The following is a 17,837-nucleotide window of genomic DNA, read 5'->3' on the forward strand; positions in this document are numbered from 1 at the left end:
AGCTCCAGCCCGATCACGCCGCCGCCGATGACGACCATGTGCTGCGGCACCTTGGGCAGCTCCAGCGCGCCGGTCGAATCGACCACGACCTTCTGGTCGATCGCGACGCCCGGCAGCGGGGTGACCGAGGAGCCGGTGGCGATGACGATGTTCTTCGCGGTGACGGTCTGGCCGGCGACCTCGACGCTGTGCGCGTCCCTGAACGCGGCCTTGCCCTTCAGCCAGGTGACCTTGTTCTTCTTGAACAGGAACTCGATCCCGCCGGTCAGCTGCTTCACCGCGTCGCGGCGCTGCGCGTGCATCGTCTCCAGGTCCAGCTCGACCTGGGTCCTGATCCCCAGCTTCGCCATCGTGCCGTTCGCGGCATGGTCGTACAGCTCGGAGGCGTGCAGCATCGCCTTCGACGGGATGCAACCGACGTTGAGGCAGGTCCCGCCCAGCGTCTCGCGGCTTTCCGCGCAGGCGGTCTTCAACCCCAGCTGCGCCGCGCGGATCGCCGCGACATACCCGCCGGGGCCGGCGCCGATCACGAGGACGTCATAGTCGTACTGGTCTGCCATTACCGATCCTTCCGTGCTCCGGCGCAGGCCGGAGCGTTGGCCTCACGCACAAACGTCAGCGAACAGGTCGCGCCAATCGGGGTTTCGCTCCTCGATCAGCCGCAACTTCCATGCGCGCTTCCATTTCTTCATTCGATATTCGCAGGCGCGCGCATCCTGCAGATCGTCAAAATATTCGTACCAGACGAGCAGCGTGCAATCCTTATCGCGTGAGTGCCCGTCAATCACGCGGTTGCGATGTTGCCACGCCCGTCGGGGCAAGTTGCTCGTCACACCCAGATACGTCTGCCCGCGGCGATGATTTGCCATCAGGTAGACGCAGCCGGCTTTCACCGGGCTACGCCCTCGCTGTGCTCCGGCGAAGGCCGGAGCGGTGGATGGCGAGCGGTATCCACAGCCGTCATCGCTCTCCCTCCAGCGCTCCGGCCTTCGCCGGAGCACGGTGTCTCTCAATCACAGGTCGATCAGGATCCGCGTCGGGTCCTCGATCGCGTTCTTCAGTGCGACGAGGAAGGTCACCGCCTCGCGGCCGTCGATCAGGCGGTGGTCGTAGCTGAGCGCCAGGTACATCATCGGGCGCACCACGACCTGCCCGTCGCGGACCACCGGGCGATCCTCGATGCGGTGGAGGCCCAGCACCGCGGACTGCGGCGGGTTGATGATCGGGGTCGACATCAGCGAGCCGAAGACGCCGCCGTTGGAGATGGTGAAGGTGCCGCCCTTCATCTCGTCCATCTTCAGCGTGCCGTCCTTGGCGCGCTTGCCGAAGTCGCCGATCGTCTTCTCGATCCCCGCGACCGACAGGTCCTGCGCGTCGCGGATGACGGGGACGACCAGCCCGTTGGGCGCGCTGACCGCGACCGAGATGTCGGCATAGTCGTGATAGACGATCTCGTCGCCCTCGGTCGAGGCGTTGACGCTGGGGATATCCTTCAGCGCCATCGTCGCGGCCTTCACGAAGAATCCCATGAAGCCCAGGCGGACGCCGTGCTTCTTCTCGAACAGGTCCTTGTACTTCGCGCGCGCCCTCGATCACCGCGGTCATGTCCACGTCGTTGAACGTGGTCAGCATCGCGGCGGTGTTCTGCGCTTCCTTCAGCCGCTTGGCGATCGTCTGGCGCAGCCGCGTCATCTTGACGCGCTCTTCGTTGCGGCCGGTGGACGCGGCGACCGAGGGGGTCGGGGTCGAGGGCGCGGCGGGGGCGGGCGCGGGCTTGCTGGAGGCGGCGGCGGCGACATCCTCCTTGGTGATGCGGCCGTCCTTGCCGGTGCCCTTGACGGTCGAGGGGTCGACGCCGTGCTCCAGCACCGCGCGGCGCACCGACGGGGAAAGCGCCGCGGGCGAGTCGCTGCTGACGGGGGCTTCATTGTGGTTGCCGTAGCCGGCGGCCGGGGCGGACTCCGCCGATTCCGCGGGCTTGGCAGCGGCAGGCGCGGCCGGCGCGGCGGCGGCACCGTCACCGGACTCGATCGTGGCGAGCATCGCGCCCACCTCGACCGTGTCGCCCACCTTGACCGCATGCTGCCCCATCACGCCCGCGACGGGGGAGGGCACCTCGACCGACACCTTGTCGGTTTCCAGGCTGGCGATCGGCTCGTCGGCCGCCACCGGGTCGCCGGGCTGCTTCAGCCACTCGCCCAGCGTCGCCTCCGTGATCGATTCGCCCAGCGTCGGGACGGTTACTTCGGTCGCCATGATCGTCTCGCCTTCAAAAATCCTGGGGGGTGTCTGCCTGACGTGGTCGGTGGTCAGCCGGCGGGCTTGCCGGCCTTCTTCGTCGTCTCCGCCTCGCGGGTGCGGCGGATCTCGTCGCGCACGCTATGGCCCAGCGCGTCCGCGATCAGCGCGCCCTGCTCGGCCTGGTGGCGCTTCATCAGGCCGGTCGCGGGCGAGGCGGCGGCGGCGCGGCCGGCGTAGCGCGGACGCTTGACCGGCGCGGACGCGGTGCCCAGCGCCTCCTCGATGAACGGCTCGACGAAGAACCAATAGCCGTTGTTCTTCGGCTCTTCCTGCGCCCAGATCACCTCTTCCAGCTTCGGCATCCGCGCGATGCGCTTCGCCAGCGCGTCGGTGGGGAAGGGATAGAGCTGCTCGATGCGCACGATCTGCGTCGTCGTGTCGCCGGCCGCGTCGCGCGCCTCGATCAGGTCGTAGGCGACCTTGCCGGTGCACAGCACCAGCCGCGTCGTCTCCGCGTCCGCGGCACCGTTGGTGTCGGACAGGATGCGGCGGAAGTGGCTGTCGCCCTGGAAATCCGCCGCCTTCGACACCGCCAGCTTGTGGCGCAGCAGCGACTTGGGCGTCATCACGACCAGCGGCTTGCGGAAGGTGCGGTGCATCTGCCGGCGCAGCAGGTGGAAGTAATTGGCCGGCGTGGTGCAGTTGGCGACCTGCATGTTGTCGCCCGCGCACAGTTGCAGGAAGCGCTCGGGACGCGCCGAGCTGTGCTCCGGCCCCTGGCCCTCGTACCCATGCGGCAGCAGCATGACGAGACCGTTGGCGCGCAGCCACTTGGCCTCGCCGCTGGCGATGAACTGGTCGATCATGATCTGCGCGCCGTTGACGAAGTCGCCGAACTGCGCCTCCCACATCACCAGCGTCTTGGGATCGGCCAGCGCATAGCCGTATTCGAAGCCCAGCACGCCATATTCGGACAGCGGGCTGTCGAGCACCTCGAAGCTGCCGTGCTCGATCGTCCACAGCGGCACGTATTTGTGCTCGTCGTTCTGGTCGACCCACACCGCGTGCCGCTGCGAGAAGGTGCCGCGGCCCGAATCCTGCCCCGACAGGCGCACGCCGTACCCCTCGTGCAGCAGCGACCCGAACGCCAGCGCCTCGCCCGTCGCCCAGTCGATATTCTCGCCGGTGGCGAACATCTGCCGCTTGGCATCCAGCACGCGCGCCAGCGTCTTGTGGATCGCGATACTGTCGGGAACGGTCGTCAGCGTGCGGCCGATCGAGTCGAACAGCTTCATCTCGATCCCGGTGTCGACGCTGCGGCGCGACGTCTCCGGGTCGGCGGGGGCGTGGAGGCCCGACCAGCGGCCCGCGAACCAGTCCGCCTTGTTGGGCTTGTAGCTCGCGCCCGCCTCGAACTCGCCCTCCAGCAGCGTGGTGAACTGCGCAACGTTGTCGTCGAGCCACGCCTGGTCGATCACCTTCTCCGCGATCAGGCGCTTGCCGTAGATCTCGGAGACGGGCGGATGGCTGCGGATCGCCTTGTACATCAGCGGCTGGGTGAAGCCCGGCTCGTCGCCCTCGTTATGGCCGAAGCGGCGATAGCACCACATGTCGATCACCACGTCGCGGTGGAACGTCTGGCGATATTCCATCGCGATCTTGGTCGCGAAGGTCACCGCCTCGGGATCGTCGCCGTTGACGTGGAAGATCGGCGCCTGCACCCCCTTCGCCACGTCGGAGGGGTAGGGCGAGGAGCGCGCGAACTGCGGGCTGGTGGTGAAGCCGATCTGGTTGTTGATGACGAAATGGACGCAGCCGCCGGTGTTGTAGCCGCGGATGCCGGAGAAGCCGAAGCACTCCCACACGATGCCCTGGCCCGCGAAGGCCGCGTCGCCGTGGATCAGCACCGGCAGCGCGCGCGAATGCGTGTCGAGATCGCCCGCGATCGTCTGGATCGCGCGCACCTTGCCGAGCACGACCGGGTCCGCCGCCTCCAGGTGCGAGGGGTTGGCGACCAGCGACATATGCACCTTGTGCCCGTCGAACTCGCGGTCGGTGGAGGTGCCCAGGTGGTACTTCACGTCGCCCGACCCGCCGATGTCGTCGGGGTTGGCGGAGCCGCCCGCGAACTCGTGGAAGATCACGCGCAGCGGCTTGGCCATCACGTTCGCGAGCACGTTGAGGCGCCCGCGGTGCGCCATGCCGAAGACGATTTCGTTGACGCCCGCGGCACCGCCGTACTTGATGATGCTTTCCAGCGCCGGGATCATGCTCTCGCCGCCATCCAGCCCGAAGCGCTTGGTGCCGACGTACTTGCGGCCCAGGAACTTCTCCCACTGCTCGGCCTCGATCACCTTGTTCAGGATCGCCTTCTTGCCCGCGACCGTGAACTCGACGCCCTTGTCCTTGCCCTCCATGCGCTCCTGGAGGAACTTGCGCTCCTCGACATCGGCGATGTGCATATATTCCAGGCCGACGTTGCCGCAGTAATTGGCGCGCAGCGTGTCGACGACCTCGCGGATCGAGGCCCATTGCAGCCCCAGCGTGCCGCCCAGATAGACCGGGCGGTCGATGTCGGCGTCGGTGAAGCCGTAATATTCGGTGGTCAGGTCGGCGGGCAGCTCGCGCAGGCCCGACAGCCCGAGCGGATCGAGCTTCGCGGCGAGGTGGCCGCGCACGCGGTAGGTGCGCACCAGCATCTGCGCGCGGATCGCGTCGGCGGCGGCGCGCGCGATGTCCTCCTGCGACGGCGCGGGCGTCGCCGGCGCCGCGGCGGCGGGCTTGCCCTTCTGCGGCTTGGGCGCGGGTTCCATCTGCGTCGGGTCGAGCGCGGCGGTCAGATCGTCGGTGCTGGTCAGCGGCCAGCGGGCGTTGCTCCAGGACGGCGCGCTCATCGATCCCTCCAGCCCCTCGAAGAACGCGCGCCAGCCCGGCTCGACCGTATCGGGGCTGGTCTTGTACTTCGCATAGAGCGCGTCGATGAAGGCCGGCGATACGCCGCCCGCGATGTCACCGAAATCCTGGCCTTCGTAGCCCATTACCCGACTCCTTCCCTCTCCCCTTGTAGGAGAGGGTTGCGCAGACTTAGGCCCGCAGGGCCTTAGTCGTAGCTGGGTGAGGGGGGCGGTCCCTTCGCGGCCGCGCGCGCCTGCGGCGCGCAAACCCCTCACCCAACCTCCGCCAGGCAGCGATGCTGCCAAGCTTCGGTATCCCTCTCCCACAAGGGGAGAGGGGTATCATCACCCGTTCAGCACGCTCAGCAGCGTGGAACCCAGCTCCGACGGGGAGGCCGCGACCTTGATCCCGGCCTCTTCCATCGCCGCGATCTTGTCCTCGGCGCCGCCCTGGCCGCCCGACACGATCGCGCCGGCATGGCCCATGCGACGGCCCGGCGGCGCGGTGCGGCCCGCGATGAAGCCGGCCATCGGCTTTTTGCGGCCGCGCTTGGCCTCGTCCTTCAGGAACTGCGCCGCCTCTTCCTCCGCGGAGCCGCCGATCTCGCCGATCATGATGATCGACTGGGTCGCCTCGTCGGCCAGGAACAGCTCCAGCACGTCGATGAAGTTGGTGCCGTTGACCGGATCGCCGCCGATGCCGACCGCGGTGGTCTGGCCCAGGCCCGCGTTCGAGGTCTGGAACACCGCCTCGTAGGTCAGCGTGCCCGAGCGCGACACGACGCCGACCGAGCCCTTGCGGAAGATGTTGCCCGGCATGATGCCGATCTTGCACTCGCCCGGGGTCAGCACGCCGGGGCAGTTCGGGCCGATCAGCCGCGACTTGCTGCCCGACAGCGCACGCTTCACGCGCACCATGTCGAGCACCGGGATGCCCTCCGTGATCGTGACGATCAGCGGCACCTCGGCGTCGATCGCCTCCAGGATCGAATCCGCGGCGAAGGGCGGCGGCACGTAGATGACCGACGCGGTCGCGCCGGTGGCGGCGACCGCCTCGTGCACGGTGTTGTAGTTCGGCAGGCCCAGGTGCGTCGTGCCGCCCTTTCCGGGGGTGACGCCCGCGACCATCTGCGTGCCGTAATCGAGCGCCGCCTGCGTGTGGAAGCTGCCCGTGTTGCCGGTCATCCCCTGGGTGATGACCTTGGTGTTCTTGTCGACGAGGATGCTCATATCGTCTCCCTAGTGCCCCGGCGAAGGCCGGGGCCCAGTTACGGTGGCGGTCATGGTTGCGCGATCCGGTCGTAGAGGTCGTCCCATTCCGGGTTCAGCCCCTCGATCTCCCGCAACTTCCACGCCCGCTGCCACTCCTTCATCTGCAGCTCGCGATGGCGGGCTGCGTCGATGCTGTCATGCGCCTCGTACCATACCAGGCGATGACAGCCGTACTTTCTGGTGAAGCCGCCGATGACGTCGTTGCGATGTTCCCAGATCCGCTTGGGAAGATCGCTGGTAACGCCGATGTAGATCGTGCCGTTTCGTGCGCTCGCCATGATATAGACGAACCCGGCCTTTTCCACGTCGGGGCTTCTCCCAACTGGGCCCCGGCCTTCGCCGGGGCACTAAGACTTCCTTACGCCAGCGACCCGTCGATCCCCTTGCAGGCGACCAGCAGTTCCTTGACCGCGTCGACCGAGACCTGAAGGTTGGCCTTCGCCTCGTCCGACAGCGTCACCTCGACCACCTTCTCCACGCCGCCGGCGCCGATCACGACGGGCACGCCGACGTACAGATTGTCGATGCCATATTCACCCGACAGGTGCGCCGCGGCGGGCAGGATGCGCTTCTGGTCGTACAGATACGCCTCCGCCATCGCGATGCCGCTGGTGGCCGGCGCGTAATAGGCCGAGCCGGTCTTCAGCAGCGCGACGATCTCGCCGCCGCCGCCGCGGGTGCGCTTCACGATCTCGTCGACCTTCTCCTTGGTGGAGAAGCCCATCGCGATCAGGTCGCTGACCGGGATGCCGCTGACGGTGGAATATTCCAGCACCGGCACCATCGTGTCGCCGTGGCCGCCGAGCACGAAGGTATTCACGTCCTTCCCCGACACGCCGAACTCGTCGGCGAGGAAGTGGCTGAACCGCGCCGAATCGAGCACGCCGGCCATGCCGACGACCTTGTTCGCGGGGAGCCCGGAGAATTCGCGCAGCGCCCAGACCATCGCGTCGAGCGGGTTGGTGATGCAGATGACGAACGCGTCGGGGGCGTTGGCCTTGATGCCCTCGCCGACCGCCTTCATCACCTTCAGGTTGATGCCCAGCAGGTCGTCGCGGCTCATGCCCGGCTTGCGCGCCACGCCGGCGGTGACGATGATGACGTCCGCGCCCGCGATGTCGGCATAATCGTTGGTGCCGGTGATCCTGGCGTCGAAGCCCTCGACGGGGCCGCACTGCGACAGGTCCAGCGCCTTGCCCTGCGGTACGCCCTCGACCACGTCGAACAGGACGATGTCGCCCAGGCCCTTGAGTGCGGCCAGGTGCGCGAGCGTACCACCGATATTGCCGGCGCCGATCAGCGCGATCTTCTTGCGAGCCATCCCATCCCCTTCCGTGCGTTGACGTGCGTGTGAATGGTCATGCCGCCTACGCCCTTCGCCACCCAGGGGCAACCCGCTAACGCACGAGTCTTAAAACTTTTACTGCAAATGGTTCGCAGGAGCGATAAGCGCGCCTTTCGGCGTGGCGGCCTGTGCGCGGCATCGTTTCGTGGCAACTTCGTCACCTTCCGCCCGTCTCGCCGGTCCGCGGCGCGGCTAGGCGACCTCGCCCGTCGCGCCATGTCCCTGCCGGAGGTATTCCTCCGACCGCATCTCCTCCAGCCGGCTGACCGTGCGCTGGAACTCGAACGCGCCATCGCCGCGCGGATACAGCTGGTCGGGCTGTGCGTCGGCGGCGGCGAGCAGCTTCACCTTGTGCTCGTACAGCGCGTCGATCAGGCTGACGAAGCGCGCGGCCTCGTTGCGATTGTCGGGGCCGAGCACCGGCACGCCGACGAGGATGACGGTGTGATAGCGTCGCGCGATCGCCAGATAGTCGGCCGACCCGCGCGCTTCGCCGCACAGCTTCCTGAAGCTGAAGACCGCGACCCCCTTCAGCGCCTTCGGCACGCGCAGCGCGCGGCCCTGGACGATCAGCTCCTCCGCGGGCACGTGCTCGCGATCCTCGGGCGGATAGTCGGTCAGGCGGAAGAAGGCGGCGGACAGTTCCGCGGTCGCCTCCGCGCCGTTGGGGACCAGCCAGGTATCCTGCTGCCCCAGCCGGTCGCGGCGATAGTCGACCGGGCCGTTGAGCGCGAGCACGTCGAGCCGCGCCTCGATCAGCGCGATGAAGGGGAGGAAATGCTCGCGGTTGAGCCCGTTCTTGTAGAGGTCGGACGGCGCGCGGTTGGAGGTGGTGACGATCGTCACCCCGGCCTCGATCAGCGCGGTGAACAGCCGCGACAGGATCATCGCATCGGGGCTGTTGGTGACCATCATCTCGTCGAACGCCAGCAGCCGCGCCTCCTCCGCCAGCGCGGCGGCGACCGGGGGGATGGGGTCGCCCGCTTCCTTGCGCCGCTCGATCGCGATGCGGCCGTGGACCTCCAGCATGAACTCGGCGAAATGGACGCGGCGCTTCCGCTCGATCGCCGCCTCGCCGAAGAACAGGTCCATCAGCATCGACTTGCCGCGGCCGACGCCGCCCCACAGGTAGATGCCGCGCGCCGGCACCGCGCGGCGGCGGAAGAAGCCGGTGGTGCGTGGGTTCGCCAGCTCCTGCGCCAGCGCGTCGAGCCGCTCGGCGGCGGCGCGCTGTTCGGGATCGGGGCGCAGCTCGCCCGCGGCGATCAGCTGGTCGTAGGCGTGGAGTACCGTCATCTCGTTCCCGTCATGCCGGCTGGTTGTCGTCGCCACGCTCGCGATGACGGCGCGTCCGCGGCTACCGCCCCGGCTTGCGGATCGTGCCGGAGAATTCGGCGACCGTGTCGCTGCCCTGCACCACCAGCCCGCGCAGGAACAGCAGGCGGCCGGTTTCGCGCAGCAGCTCCACCTGCGCCTCGACCGCCTCGCCGATGCGCCCGCCGCCGATGAAATGGGTGTTGAGGTCGAGCGTCACCGCCGCCCCCGCGCCGATCAGCCCGAAACTGCGCGCCGCAGCGAAGAGCGAGACGTCGATGAAGCCCAGCAGCGCGCCGCCGTGCATCCGGTCGGCGAGGTTGGAATGCTGCCGCTCGGGCGTCATCCGCACGAACGCGCGCCGGTCCCCCCGCGCGGACGATCATCTCGCCCAGGAAGGCGTTGTACCGCGTCGGATCCCTGAACCCCCAGCGCATCCAGCCGGGATGGTCGGGATGTTCCTCGTAGAGAAACTCGGGCCGGGGTTCGTCGTCGTATCGCTCCACGGGATCAGACGATCCGCTCGACTTCCATCTTCTTGATCTCGGCGATCGCCTTGGCCGGGGACAGCCCCTTGGGGCAGGCGTTGGCGCAGTTCATGATCGTGTGGCAGCGGTACAGGCGGAACGGATCCTCGAGCGCGTCGAGCCGCTCGCCGGTCATCTCATCGCGGCTGTCGGCCAGCCAGCGATAGGCCTGGAGCAGGATCGCCGGGCCCAGGAACTTGTCGCTGTTCCACCAGTAGCTGGGGCACGAGGTCGAGCAGCAGGCGCACAGGATGCACTCGTACAGGCCGTCGAGCTTCGCGCGCTCCTCGGGCGACTGGAGCCGTTCCTTGCCCGCGGGCGGCGGGGTGACGGTCTGCAGCCACGGCGTGATCGAGGCATATTGCGCGTAGAAGCGCGTGAAGTCGGGCACCAGGTCCTTGATGACGTCCATCGCGGGCAGGGGCGTGATCTTCACCTCGCCCTTCACGTCCTCGATCGCGGTGGTGCAGGCGAGGCCGTTCTTGCCGTCGATGTTCATCGAGCACGAGCCGCAGATGCCCTCGCGGCAGGAGCGGCGGAAGGTCAGGCCGGAGTCCTGCTCCGACTTGATCTTGATGAGCGCGTCCAGGACCATCGGGCCGCATTCGTCGAGGTTGACCTCGAACGTGTCGTAGCGCGGGTTTTCGCCCGAGTCGGGATCGTAGCGATAGATCTTGAAATTGCGCATCGCACCGCCGGGTTGCGGCGAGGGGATCGTGCGTCCGCCCTTGATCTTGCTGTTCTTCGGGAGCGTGAACTCGGCCATGCGCGCGTCTCGTCTAGTCGGTCGGCTACCGGCACGCACCACCGCGCGCCGGTCCCGGTCTGGGGCAGGCGGGTACAGGATCGCGGCGGCGGCCGCAAACCTGCGCCCTCTGGTCCGCCTAAGTAGCGTCTAAGCCGGGCGGCTCAAGAGGCTATCGCACGCTCCAGCGCGGCAATGTCGATGCGGCGCATCTCCATCATCGCCGCCATCGCCCTGGGGGCGTGGACGGGATCGTTGTTCAGCTCCAGCAGGCGTCGCGGCGTGATCTGCCACGACACGCCCCAGCGATCCTTGAGTCAGCCGCACGCGCTCTCGGTCCCGCCACCCTCGATGAAGGCGTCCCAGTAAAGATCGACCTCCGCCTGATCGTCGCACAGGACCATCAGCGACGCCGCCTCGCTCTGGCGGAAGGCGGCGCCGCCGTTGAGCAGCGCGAAGGCGCGTCCGGCCAGCGTGAACTCGACCGTCAGCACCGCGCCCGCAGGGGTGGAGGGATTGTCGAGCGGCGCCCGCATGATGCGCGTGATCGCGCTGCCGGGGACGAGCGCGGTGTAGAAGCGCGCCTGCTCCTCCGCGGTGCCGTCGCTCCACAGCCAGGTCGTGACCTTGTCCATTTCCGGTGCCCCCGATCAGCCGCGGCGTGGGCCGACGACGCCGAAGGCGGTGCCGTGCGGGTCGTGCGCGACCAGCGAATATTGCCCGCCGGGTATCTCGTCGGGCCCCTGCACGATGGCGCCGCCGCCCGCGCCGACGCGCGCCGCCGCGGCGTCGATGTCGTCGACCGCGAAGTAGAAGCACCAGCCCGGCGCGCCGCCCGGCGGGGTGTTCATCGCTGCGCCGATCGCGGTCGGGCCGGCGTGGACGAACTTGTAGTCGCCCAGCGCCCCCATCGGCATCGCGCCGGCCTGGTGCCAGCCGAGCAGCCCGGCGTAGAAGGCGACGGCACGATCCTGATCCGCGGCGGTCAGCTCGTTCCACACCGCGTGGCCGGGGGCGGGCGCATCGCCCGGCTGGAACGCCTGCGAGCGATCGGCGGCGGGGCCGTTCATGACGTAAAAGCGGTGCCCGTCGGGATCGATCAGCAGCGCGATCCGCCCCGTGCCGGGCAGGTCGACGGCGGGCATCGGCGCCTGCCCGCCGGCGGCGACCGCGGCCGCGATCGTGGCATCGACATCGTCCACCGCGGCATAGAAGCACCAGCCCGGCGCCATTCCCGCGAAAGGCGGCGGTGCCATCAGCCCGCCGATCCGCTCGCCGTCGGGCGCGACCCACTCGCGATAGTCGAACTGGTTCTCGCCCGGCGGCGGGGGCGGATCGTCGGGGGCGGTGGTCCAGCCCAGGACGTGGCCGTAGAAGGCCTCGGCCGCATCGGGATCGGGGCTGACCAGCTGGTACCAGACGGGGGTGCCGTGGGGGTTGGTCATCGTGCGTCTCCCGTGGTCAGGCGGTGCGGTCGAGCAGGACCGCGAATCCGCCGAAGATCATGCGCTGGCCGTTCCATGGCGGATCGCCCGCCGCGGTCATGCGCCCGTCGGCCATCAGGCGCGCCCAGGCGTCGTCCCGGACCGCTCGCGACGGCCATTCCACCCAGCCGAAACCGACCTCCTCCCGGTCCTCGATGGCGACCGCCCGCGCGAAATCGGTGACCTCCCCGGCCGGCACGTCGTCCGCGATCGCGTCGATGACGCGGAGCGCGCCGTGCTCGACGAAGAGCGGCGCGAGCGCCGCGGCATGATCGCGATAGGCGTCGCGCGCGCCACCGCGGACCGGCAGCACGACGCCATCGACGAATCCGGCCTTGCCGCCCCCGCCCCCGCCGACGACGTCGCTGACCGAGGCGAAGCCGCCGTAGATCATGCGACGCGCGTCGAACGGCATGTCCCGCCCCATGTCCGCGAAGCGCGGATCGCTGCGGATACGGTCGTTGGCCGCGTCGCGGGTGGCGCGATCGGGATATTCGAACCAGCTGAACAGCACCGCCTCGTCCGGCGTCGCCTGCACCGCGCGGTGCATGTCGGTGCGCACGCCGTGCGGCACGTCCTCGCCCCATGTCTCGACCAGGCGGGTGACGCCCAGCTCCAGGAGCAGGTCGGCGGCGCGATCCGCATGGGCGCGATAGGCGTCCCGCCGGGCGACGGGGACGGGGGTGAGGAACCCTTCGATATAGGTCATGCCGCCGCTCCGGCGGCGGCGTTCTGTTCGGCGATGACGTCCTGCGCGCCCGCCGCCATGAACATGGTCTCCCAGGTGTGGCCGTCGGGATCCTCGAACGCGCCGCCGTACATGAAGCCCTGATCCTCGACCGCGCGCACGACCCGCCCGCCCGATGCGGGCGCCGCCGCCATGATCGCATCGACGCCCGCGCGGTCGTCGAAGGAGAGGCAGTAGAGCGCGGCGCTGGCGGCGTGGGCGTCGGCGATCGGTTTGTTGGTGAAGGTGGCATAGAACGCATGGTCGAGCAGCATGACCTTGATCGCGTCGGACCATTCCATCGCGCTGGCCTGCGCGTTCGAGAAGGCGGGGTTCTGTGCGAAGCCCAGCGCCGTATAGAAGGCGGTGGCGCGCGCCACGTCGGCGACGGGCAGGTTGATGAAGATCATCTTGGTCACGGCATCGCTCTCCCTTGCGACTCGTCGTTTGCGGACGATGCGCCGATCGGTTAGTAAAAACAACCATGAAGTCAGAAAAGATAACCCCTGGCCCGGCGCGCTGGTACGACGATGCCTGCGGCACCGCGCTGGGCCTGGAGTTGCTGGGCGAGCGCTGGTCGATGTTGGTGGTGCGCGAGCTGATGTTCGGCGCGCGCCGCTTTTCGGAGCTGCGGAGCGGACTTCCCGGGGTCAGCGCCAACGTGCTGACGCAGCGGCTCGAGGGGCTGGCGCGCGCGGGCGTGCTGGTGCGGCACGGCGCGCCGTCGCCGCGCTACGAGCTGACGTGCTGGGGGTACGAGGCGGAGGAGACGATCCAGGCGCTGGGGCGCTGGGCGGCGCGGTCGCCGGCGCACGACCCGACGCTGCCCTTGTCCGCGGCGTCGATGATGCTGTCGCTGCGCACGATGATCGACCCCGCGCGCGCCGGGGGCATGGCGCTGACGATCGGCTTCCGCTTCCCGCGCGACTCCTTCGTCGCGGGCCTGTCGGCGGGCGAGCTGCCGATCGTGCGCGCGCCCGTGGCCGGCGACATGGTGTTCGAGGCGGTGCCCGAGGTTCTCGCGGGCGTCATCTACGGCAAGCGGCCGATCGCGGCGGCGGAGGCCGCGGGCGAGTTGGCGTTCCATGGCAACCGCGCCGCCGCCGAGGCGTTCATCGACCTCTTCCACCTGCCGGAGAAGGCACGGGCGCCGCACGCGCCGGGTTGACGCGGGCGCGATCCCTTCTCACTGGTTGGGCCTACTCCAGCGAACGGCTTATCCGATGACCGATATCCCGAACACTCAGCCCGACAGCCGGGACACCACGATCCTGGACGCCCCCGACAAGATGGTCAGCGTGCGCGAGCTGTTCGGGATCGACAGCGACATGGAATGCCCGGCCTTTTCCGAGGCGGACGAGCGCGTCCCCGACCTGGACCCCGCCTATGTGTTCGATCCCGACACCACGATGGCGGTCGTCGCGGGCTTCGCGCACAACCGGCGCGTGATGGTGCAGGGCTATCACGGCACCGGCAAGTCGAGCCATATCGAGCAGGTGGCGGCGCGGCTGAAATGGCCGTGCATCCGCATCAACCTGGACGCGCACATCAGCCGTATCGACCTGGTCGGGCGCGACGCGATCGTGCTGAAGGACGGCCAGCAGGTGACCGAATTCCGCGAAGGCCTGCTGCCGTGGGCGCTGCAGACCCCGACCGCGCTGGTCTTCGACGAATATGACGCCGGTCGCCCCGACGTGATGTTCGTGATCCAGCGCGTGCTGGAGACCGAGGGCAAGCTGACGCTGCTCGACCAGAACCGCGTCATCCGCCCGAATCCGTGGTTCCGCCTGTTCGCGACCGCCAACACGATCGGGCTGGGCGACACCAGCGGGCTGTACCACGGCACGCAGCAGATCAACCAGGGGCAGATGGACCGCTGGAATGTGGTCGTCACGCTCAACTACCTGCCCGCGGTCACCGAGGCGCAGATCGTGCTCGCCAAGTCGGGCGAATATGACAGGCCCGAGGGCAAGAAGGTGGTGGAGAACATGGTCCGCGTCGCCGACCTGACGCGGCGCGGCTTCGTCAACGGCGACATCTCGACCGTGATGAGCCCGCGCACCGTCATCACCTGGGCGCAGAATGCGATGATCTTCGGCGACGTGGGCTTCGCGTTCCGGCTGTCGTTCCTCAACAAGTGCGACGAGGCGGAGCGCTCGCTGGTGGCGGAATATTACCAGCGCGTGTTCGGCAAGGACCTGCCGGAGAGCGTCGTGGGGAAGGCCGGATGACGCGCGCCGAAGCTTTGCGACGCTTGCGGACCCACCGCGCGGACCTGCGCGCGATGGGGATCGAACATGTCGCAATCTTCGGCTCGACCGCGCGCGAGGAAGCGGACGCTCGGTCCGACCTCGATCTGGCGGTGACGTTGCGCACCGACATGCGGCTCGGCTGGGACTTCTTCACGCTGGACGACCGCGTCAGCGCGCTGTTGGGCGTTCCGGTGGACATCGTGACCGAACCCGCCGACCGGCCGCGGCTTCAGGCGGAGATCGACCGTGACCGCATCGACGCTTTCTGAGCGTGCGAAGTCCCGGCTGCGCGACATGATCGAGGATGCCGATCGGGTGGCGACGTTCATCGATGGAATGTCGGTTCATACGTTCGCCGCCGACGAGCGCACGATCTTCGCGGTCGAACGATTGCTTCAGCGCATCACCGAGGCGGTGATCCAGATCCCGGCGGACGAGGCCGTTCGGCTGGGGCCGGATGTGCCGGTGGCGAAGATGCGGGCCTTCGGCAACCGCCTGCGCCACGAATATCGCAACATTGCGCGGGACATCATCTTCGATCTCGCGCGTATCGAGGTGCCGCTTATCCGTGCGGCGGCCGAGCTTGCCTTGGAAATGGACGGTTGATGGCCAACGACACCCCCCCTCGACCGCTTCAAGAACGTCCTCGGCGGGGCGGCGCGTGCGCTGTCGGACGAGGCGGAACTGGAGCTGGCCTTTACCGCCGACGCCCCGGCGCAGTCGGGCAAGCATCTGAAGGTGCCGATGCCCGCGCGCACGCTGCCCGCGGATCAGGTGGCGGAGGCGCGCGGGTTCGCCGACAGCTTCGCGCTCAGGCTGCGGCATCACGATACCGCGCTCCACACGCGCGCCGCGCCGGCGGAGGCGGTGGCGCGCGCGGTGTTCGATGCGGTGGAGACGGCGCGGATCGAGGCGCTGGGGAGCCGCGGCTACCAGGGGATCAGCGACAATCTGGCGAGCGCGATGGACGTGCGGCTGCGCGCCGACCCGATCACGCGCGCGCGCAACCGTGCCGAGGTGCCGCTGTCGACCGCGCTCCAGCTGCTGGTGCGCGAGGCGCTGACCGGGCAGCCCGCGCCGGTGGCGGCGGAGCCCGGCCTTGCGCTCGTGCGCGAATGGATCGGCGAGAAGACCGACCTCTCCGCCCTCGCGCTCGCGCTCGACGACCAGCGCGCGTTCCAGGGACTGACGCGCAAGTTGCTGGAGGATCTGGAGCTCGTCGAGGGCGAGGCGGAGCCGCAGGAAAGCGACGAGGGCGGCGAGGAGGAGGCCGGCGACGAGAGCGGCGATACCGACGAATCGGACGAGGGCGATGCGCAGGGCGCCGAGGGCGAGCAGCAGGTCGAGCAGCGCGGCCAGCAGCGCGACGAGGAGCAGGCCGAGGGCGAGAGCGAGCAGCAGGAGGGGGACGACCTCCACGATGCCGAGGGCGAGCCGGGCGACGACGGCGAGGAGGGGATGCAGCCGGTCCGCCCCAACCGTCCCCCCGCCGACATGTCGCAGGCGTTCGACTATCGCACCTGGACGACCGACTTCGACGAAGTGGTCGCCGCGACCGAGCTGTGCGACGCGGAGGAGCTGGCGCGGCTGCGCGGCTATCTCGACCAGCAGCTGGTGCACCTGCAATCCGCGGTCTCGAAGCTCGCCAACCGGCTCCAGCGGCGGTTGATGGCGCAGCAGTCGCGTTCGTGGGACTTCGACCAGGACGAGGGATTGCTCGACGCGGCGCGGCTGGCGCGCGTGGTCGTCAACCCGATGCAGTCGCTGAGCTACAAGATCGAGCGCGATACCGAATTCCGCGATACGGTTGTCACGCTGCTGATCGACAATTCGGGATCGATGCGCGGGCGCCCGATCTCGATCGCGGCGATCAGCGCGGACATATTGGCGCGCACGCTGGAGCGGTGCGGGGTCAAGACCGAGATCCTGGGCTTCACGACGCGCGCGTGGAAGGGCGGGCAGAGCCGCGAGACGTGGCTCGCCGCCGGGCGCCCGCCGCAGCCCGGGCGGCTCAACGACGTCCGCCACATCGTCTACAAGATGGCGGACGAGCCGTGGCGGCGCGCGCGCAACTCGCTGGGCCTGATGATGCGCGAGGGGCTGCTGAAGGAGAATATCGACGGCGAGGCGCTGATGTGGGCGCATGCCCGGATGATGGCGCGGCCCGAGGAGCGGCGCATCCTGATGGTCATCTCCGACGGCGCGCCGGTCGACGATTCGACGCTCAGCGTGAACTCCGGCTCGTATCTGGAGCGGCATCTGCGGCAGGTGATCGCGTGGATCGAGAAGAAGTCGCCGGTCGAGCTGGTGGCGATCGGGATCGGCCACGACGTGACGCGCTATTACAGCCGTGCGGTGACGATCATGGATGCCGAGCAGCTGGGCGGCACGATCATCGAGCAGCTGGCCGCGCTGTTCGACACCAAGTGACGTGACCATCGCCGCGCCCCCCGGCGGCTTCGCGGGGCCGGTGAAACGGTCGATCACGATCGCGGGGCACGCAACCTCGATCAGTCTCGAGCCGGTGTTCTGGGCCGCGCTGGAGGCGGCGGCCGTCGCGCGCGGACTACCGCTGTCCGCTTTGGTGGCACAGGTCGACGCGCTGCGGATCGATCGTCCGGACCCGCCCAATCTGGCGAGCGCGCTGCGCAGCTGGCTGTTCGTCGCCCCACGCGATTGTAATAAATAACCGGCGCGGGCGTATGCTGCGCCGACGAGTTATAAACCGTTCGGGGTTATGATCGCCGGATGCAGACGACGGTCATCCCCGGCTTTCCTCGATCGACCACGGATGCGCCCGCGTTATGCGGAGGCGCAATTGTCGCACCTTCGCCGCCAGATCCCGCCGCTCTACGCGCTGCTGGCGGTCAATGCCGCCGCGCTCGCCTTCACCCATCGCCATCTGGCGCCCGCGCTGCTGACGCTTCAGGTGCCGGCGGTGCTGATCGCTGCCTGTCTGGCCCGCATGCTGGTGTGGGCGCTCCCCACGAAGCGTCCGGTCGCCGGGCCGGTCGACGCGGTCGCGCGATTGCGCCG

The 17,837-nt window shown here is 68.8% G+C and carries 17 protein-coding genes and 4 pseudogenes; 7 read left to right on the forward strand and 14 right to left on the reverse strand.

Annotated elements, in window-relative coordinates; translation table 11 throughout:
• The 14 genes and pseudogenes from PGN12_17435 to PGN12_17500 all read right to left on the reverse strand — a co-directional run.
• Positions 1-560, reverse strand: a 560-nt coding sequence (locus PGN12_17435) for an NAD(P)/FAD-dependent oxidoreductase (protein ID MEH3105659.1), incomplete at its 3' end; no start/stop codon positions are given.
• Positions 561-602: 42 nt separating this feature from the next.
• Positions 603-893, reverse strand: coding sequence for a GIY-YIG nuclease family protein (locus tag PGN12_17440; protein ID MEH3105660.1), 291 nt, complete (start codon positions 891-893; stop codon positions 603-605).
• A 120-nt stretch (positions 894-1,013) separates the two neighbouring features.
• A pseudogene (odhB, locus tag PGN12_17445) lies at positions 1,014-2,256 on the reverse strand (2-oxoglutarate dehydrogenase complex dihydrolipoyllysine-residue succinyltransferase).
• Between the two features lie 53 nt (positions 2,257-2,309).
• A complete protein-coding gene (locus tag PGN12_17450; GenBank protein MEH3105661.1) occupies positions 2,310-5,279 on the reverse strand; it encodes a 2-oxoglutarate dehydrogenase E1 component in 2,970 nt (989 codons plus the stop codon).
• Positions 5,280-5,480: 201 nt separating this feature from the next.
• On the reverse strand, positions 5,481-6,365 hold the full coding sequence (gene sucD, locus PGN12_17455; protein MEH3105662.1) for a succinate--CoA ligase subunit alpha: 885 nt from the start codon (positions 6,363-6,365) through the stop codon (positions 5,481-5,483).
• A 50-nt stretch (positions 6,366-6,415) separates the two neighbouring features.
• A complete protein-coding gene (locus PGN12_17460) occupies positions 6,416-6,712 on the reverse strand; it encodes a GIY-YIG nuclease family protein (GenBank protein MEH3105663.1) in 297 nt (98 codons plus the stop codon).
• Between the two features lie 53 nt (positions 6,713-6,765).
• Positions 6,766-7,728, reverse strand: a complete 963-nt coding sequence (gene mdh / locus PGN12_17465) for a malate dehydrogenase (protein MEH3105664.1) — start codon at positions 7,726-7,728, stop codon at positions 6,766-6,768.
• Positions 7,729-7,944: 216 nt separating this feature from the next.
• On the reverse strand, positions 7,945-9,048 hold the full coding sequence (gene zapE, locus PGN12_17470; GenBank protein MEH3105665.1) for a cell division protein ZapE: 1,104 nt from the start codon (positions 9,046-9,048) through the stop codon (positions 7,945-7,947).
• A 61-nt stretch (positions 9,049-9,109) separates the two neighbouring features.
• A pseudogene (locus tag PGN12_17475) lies at positions 9,110-9,503 on the reverse strand (PaaI family thioesterase).
• Between the two features lie 73 nt (positions 9,504-9,576).
• Complete coding sequence (locus tag PGN12_17480) at positions 9,577-10,359, reverse strand: succinate dehydrogenase iron-sulfur subunit (protein ID MEH3105666.1); 783 nt, start codon at positions 10,357-10,359, stop codon at positions 9,577-9,579.
• A gap of 143 nt (positions 10,360-10,502) precedes the next feature.
• Positions 10,503-10,973 (reverse strand): annotated as a pseudogene (locus PGN12_17485) (VOC family protein).
• A gap of 15 nt (positions 10,974-10,988) precedes the next feature.
• On the reverse strand, positions 10,989-11,783 hold the full coding sequence (locus PGN12_17490) for a VOC family protein (protein MEH3105667.1): 795 nt from the start codon (positions 11,781-11,783) through the stop codon (positions 10,989-10,991).
• Positions 11,784-11,799: 16 nt separating this feature from the next.
• The gene (locus PGN12_17495) at positions 11,800-12,531 is read right to left on the reverse strand and encodes a DUF1428 family protein (GenBank protein MEH3105668.1); all 732 of its coding nucleotides are present in this window, start codon (positions 12,529-12,531) and stop codon (positions 11,800-11,802) included.
• Complete coding sequence (locus PGN12_17500; GenBank protein ID MEH3105669.1) at positions 12,528-12,968, reverse strand: VOC family protein; 441 nt, start codon at positions 12,966-12,968, stop codon at positions 12,528-12,530. The genes PGN12_17495 and PGN12_17500 overlap by 4 nt, the downstream gene beginning before the upstream one ends.
• 65 nt (positions 12,969-13,033) lie before the next feature.
• Between PGN12_17500 and PGN12_17505 the strand changes: the two genes are divergently transcribed.
• The 7 genes and pseudogenes from PGN12_17505 to PGN12_17535 form a co-directional block, all read left to right on the forward strand.
• Positions 13,034-13,717 (forward strand): helix-turn-helix domain-containing protein, encoded by a 684-nt coding sequence (locus PGN12_17505; protein ID MEH3105670.1) that lies wholly within the window; start codon positions 13,034-13,036, stop codon positions 13,715-13,717.
• Positions 13,718-13,772: 55 nt separating this feature from the next.
• Positions 13,773-14,780 (forward strand): cobaltochelatase subunit CobS, encoded by a 1,008-nt coding sequence (gene cobS / locus PGN12_17510; GenBank protein MEH3105671.1) that lies wholly within the window; start codon positions 13,773-13,775, stop codon positions 14,778-14,780.
• Positions 14,777-15,070: a nucleotidyltransferase domain-containing protein gene (locus tag PGN12_17515; protein ID MEH3105672.1), complete on the forward strand. Its 294-nt coding sequence runs from the start codon at positions 14,777-14,779 to the stop codon at positions 15,068-15,070. The genes cobS and PGN12_17515 overlap by 4 nt, the downstream gene beginning before the upstream one ends.
• On the forward strand, positions 15,048-15,407 hold the full coding sequence (locus PGN12_17520; protein ID MEH3105673.1) for a DUF86 domain-containing protein: 360 nt from the start codon (positions 15,048-15,050) through the stop codon (positions 15,405-15,407). Before PGN12_17515 ends, PGN12_17520 begins: the two co-directional genes overlap by 23 nt.
• Before the next feature lie 15 nt (positions 15,408-15,422).
• Positions 15,423-17,231, forward strand: a pseudogene (cobT, locus tag PGN12_17525) (cobaltochelatase subunit CobT).
• Position 17,232: 1 nt separating this feature from the next.
• Positions 17,233-17,490, forward strand: a complete 258-nt coding sequence (locus tag PGN12_17530) for a ribbon-helix-helix domain-containing protein (GenBank protein ID MEH3105674.1) — start codon at positions 17,233-17,235, stop codon at positions 17,488-17,490.
• A gap of 102 nt (positions 17,491-17,592) precedes the next feature.
• A partial coding sequence (locus tag PGN12_17535) for a GGDEF-domain containing protein (protein ID MEH3105675.1) occupies positions 17,593-17,837 on the forward strand: 245 nt, incomplete at its 3' end.

The organism is Sphingomonas phyllosphaerae, assembly GCA_036946405.1.
Taxonomy (GTDB): domain Bacteria; phylum Pseudomonadota; class Alphaproteobacteria; order Sphingomonadales; family Sphingomonadaceae; genus Sphingomonas; species Sphingomonas phyllosphaerae_D.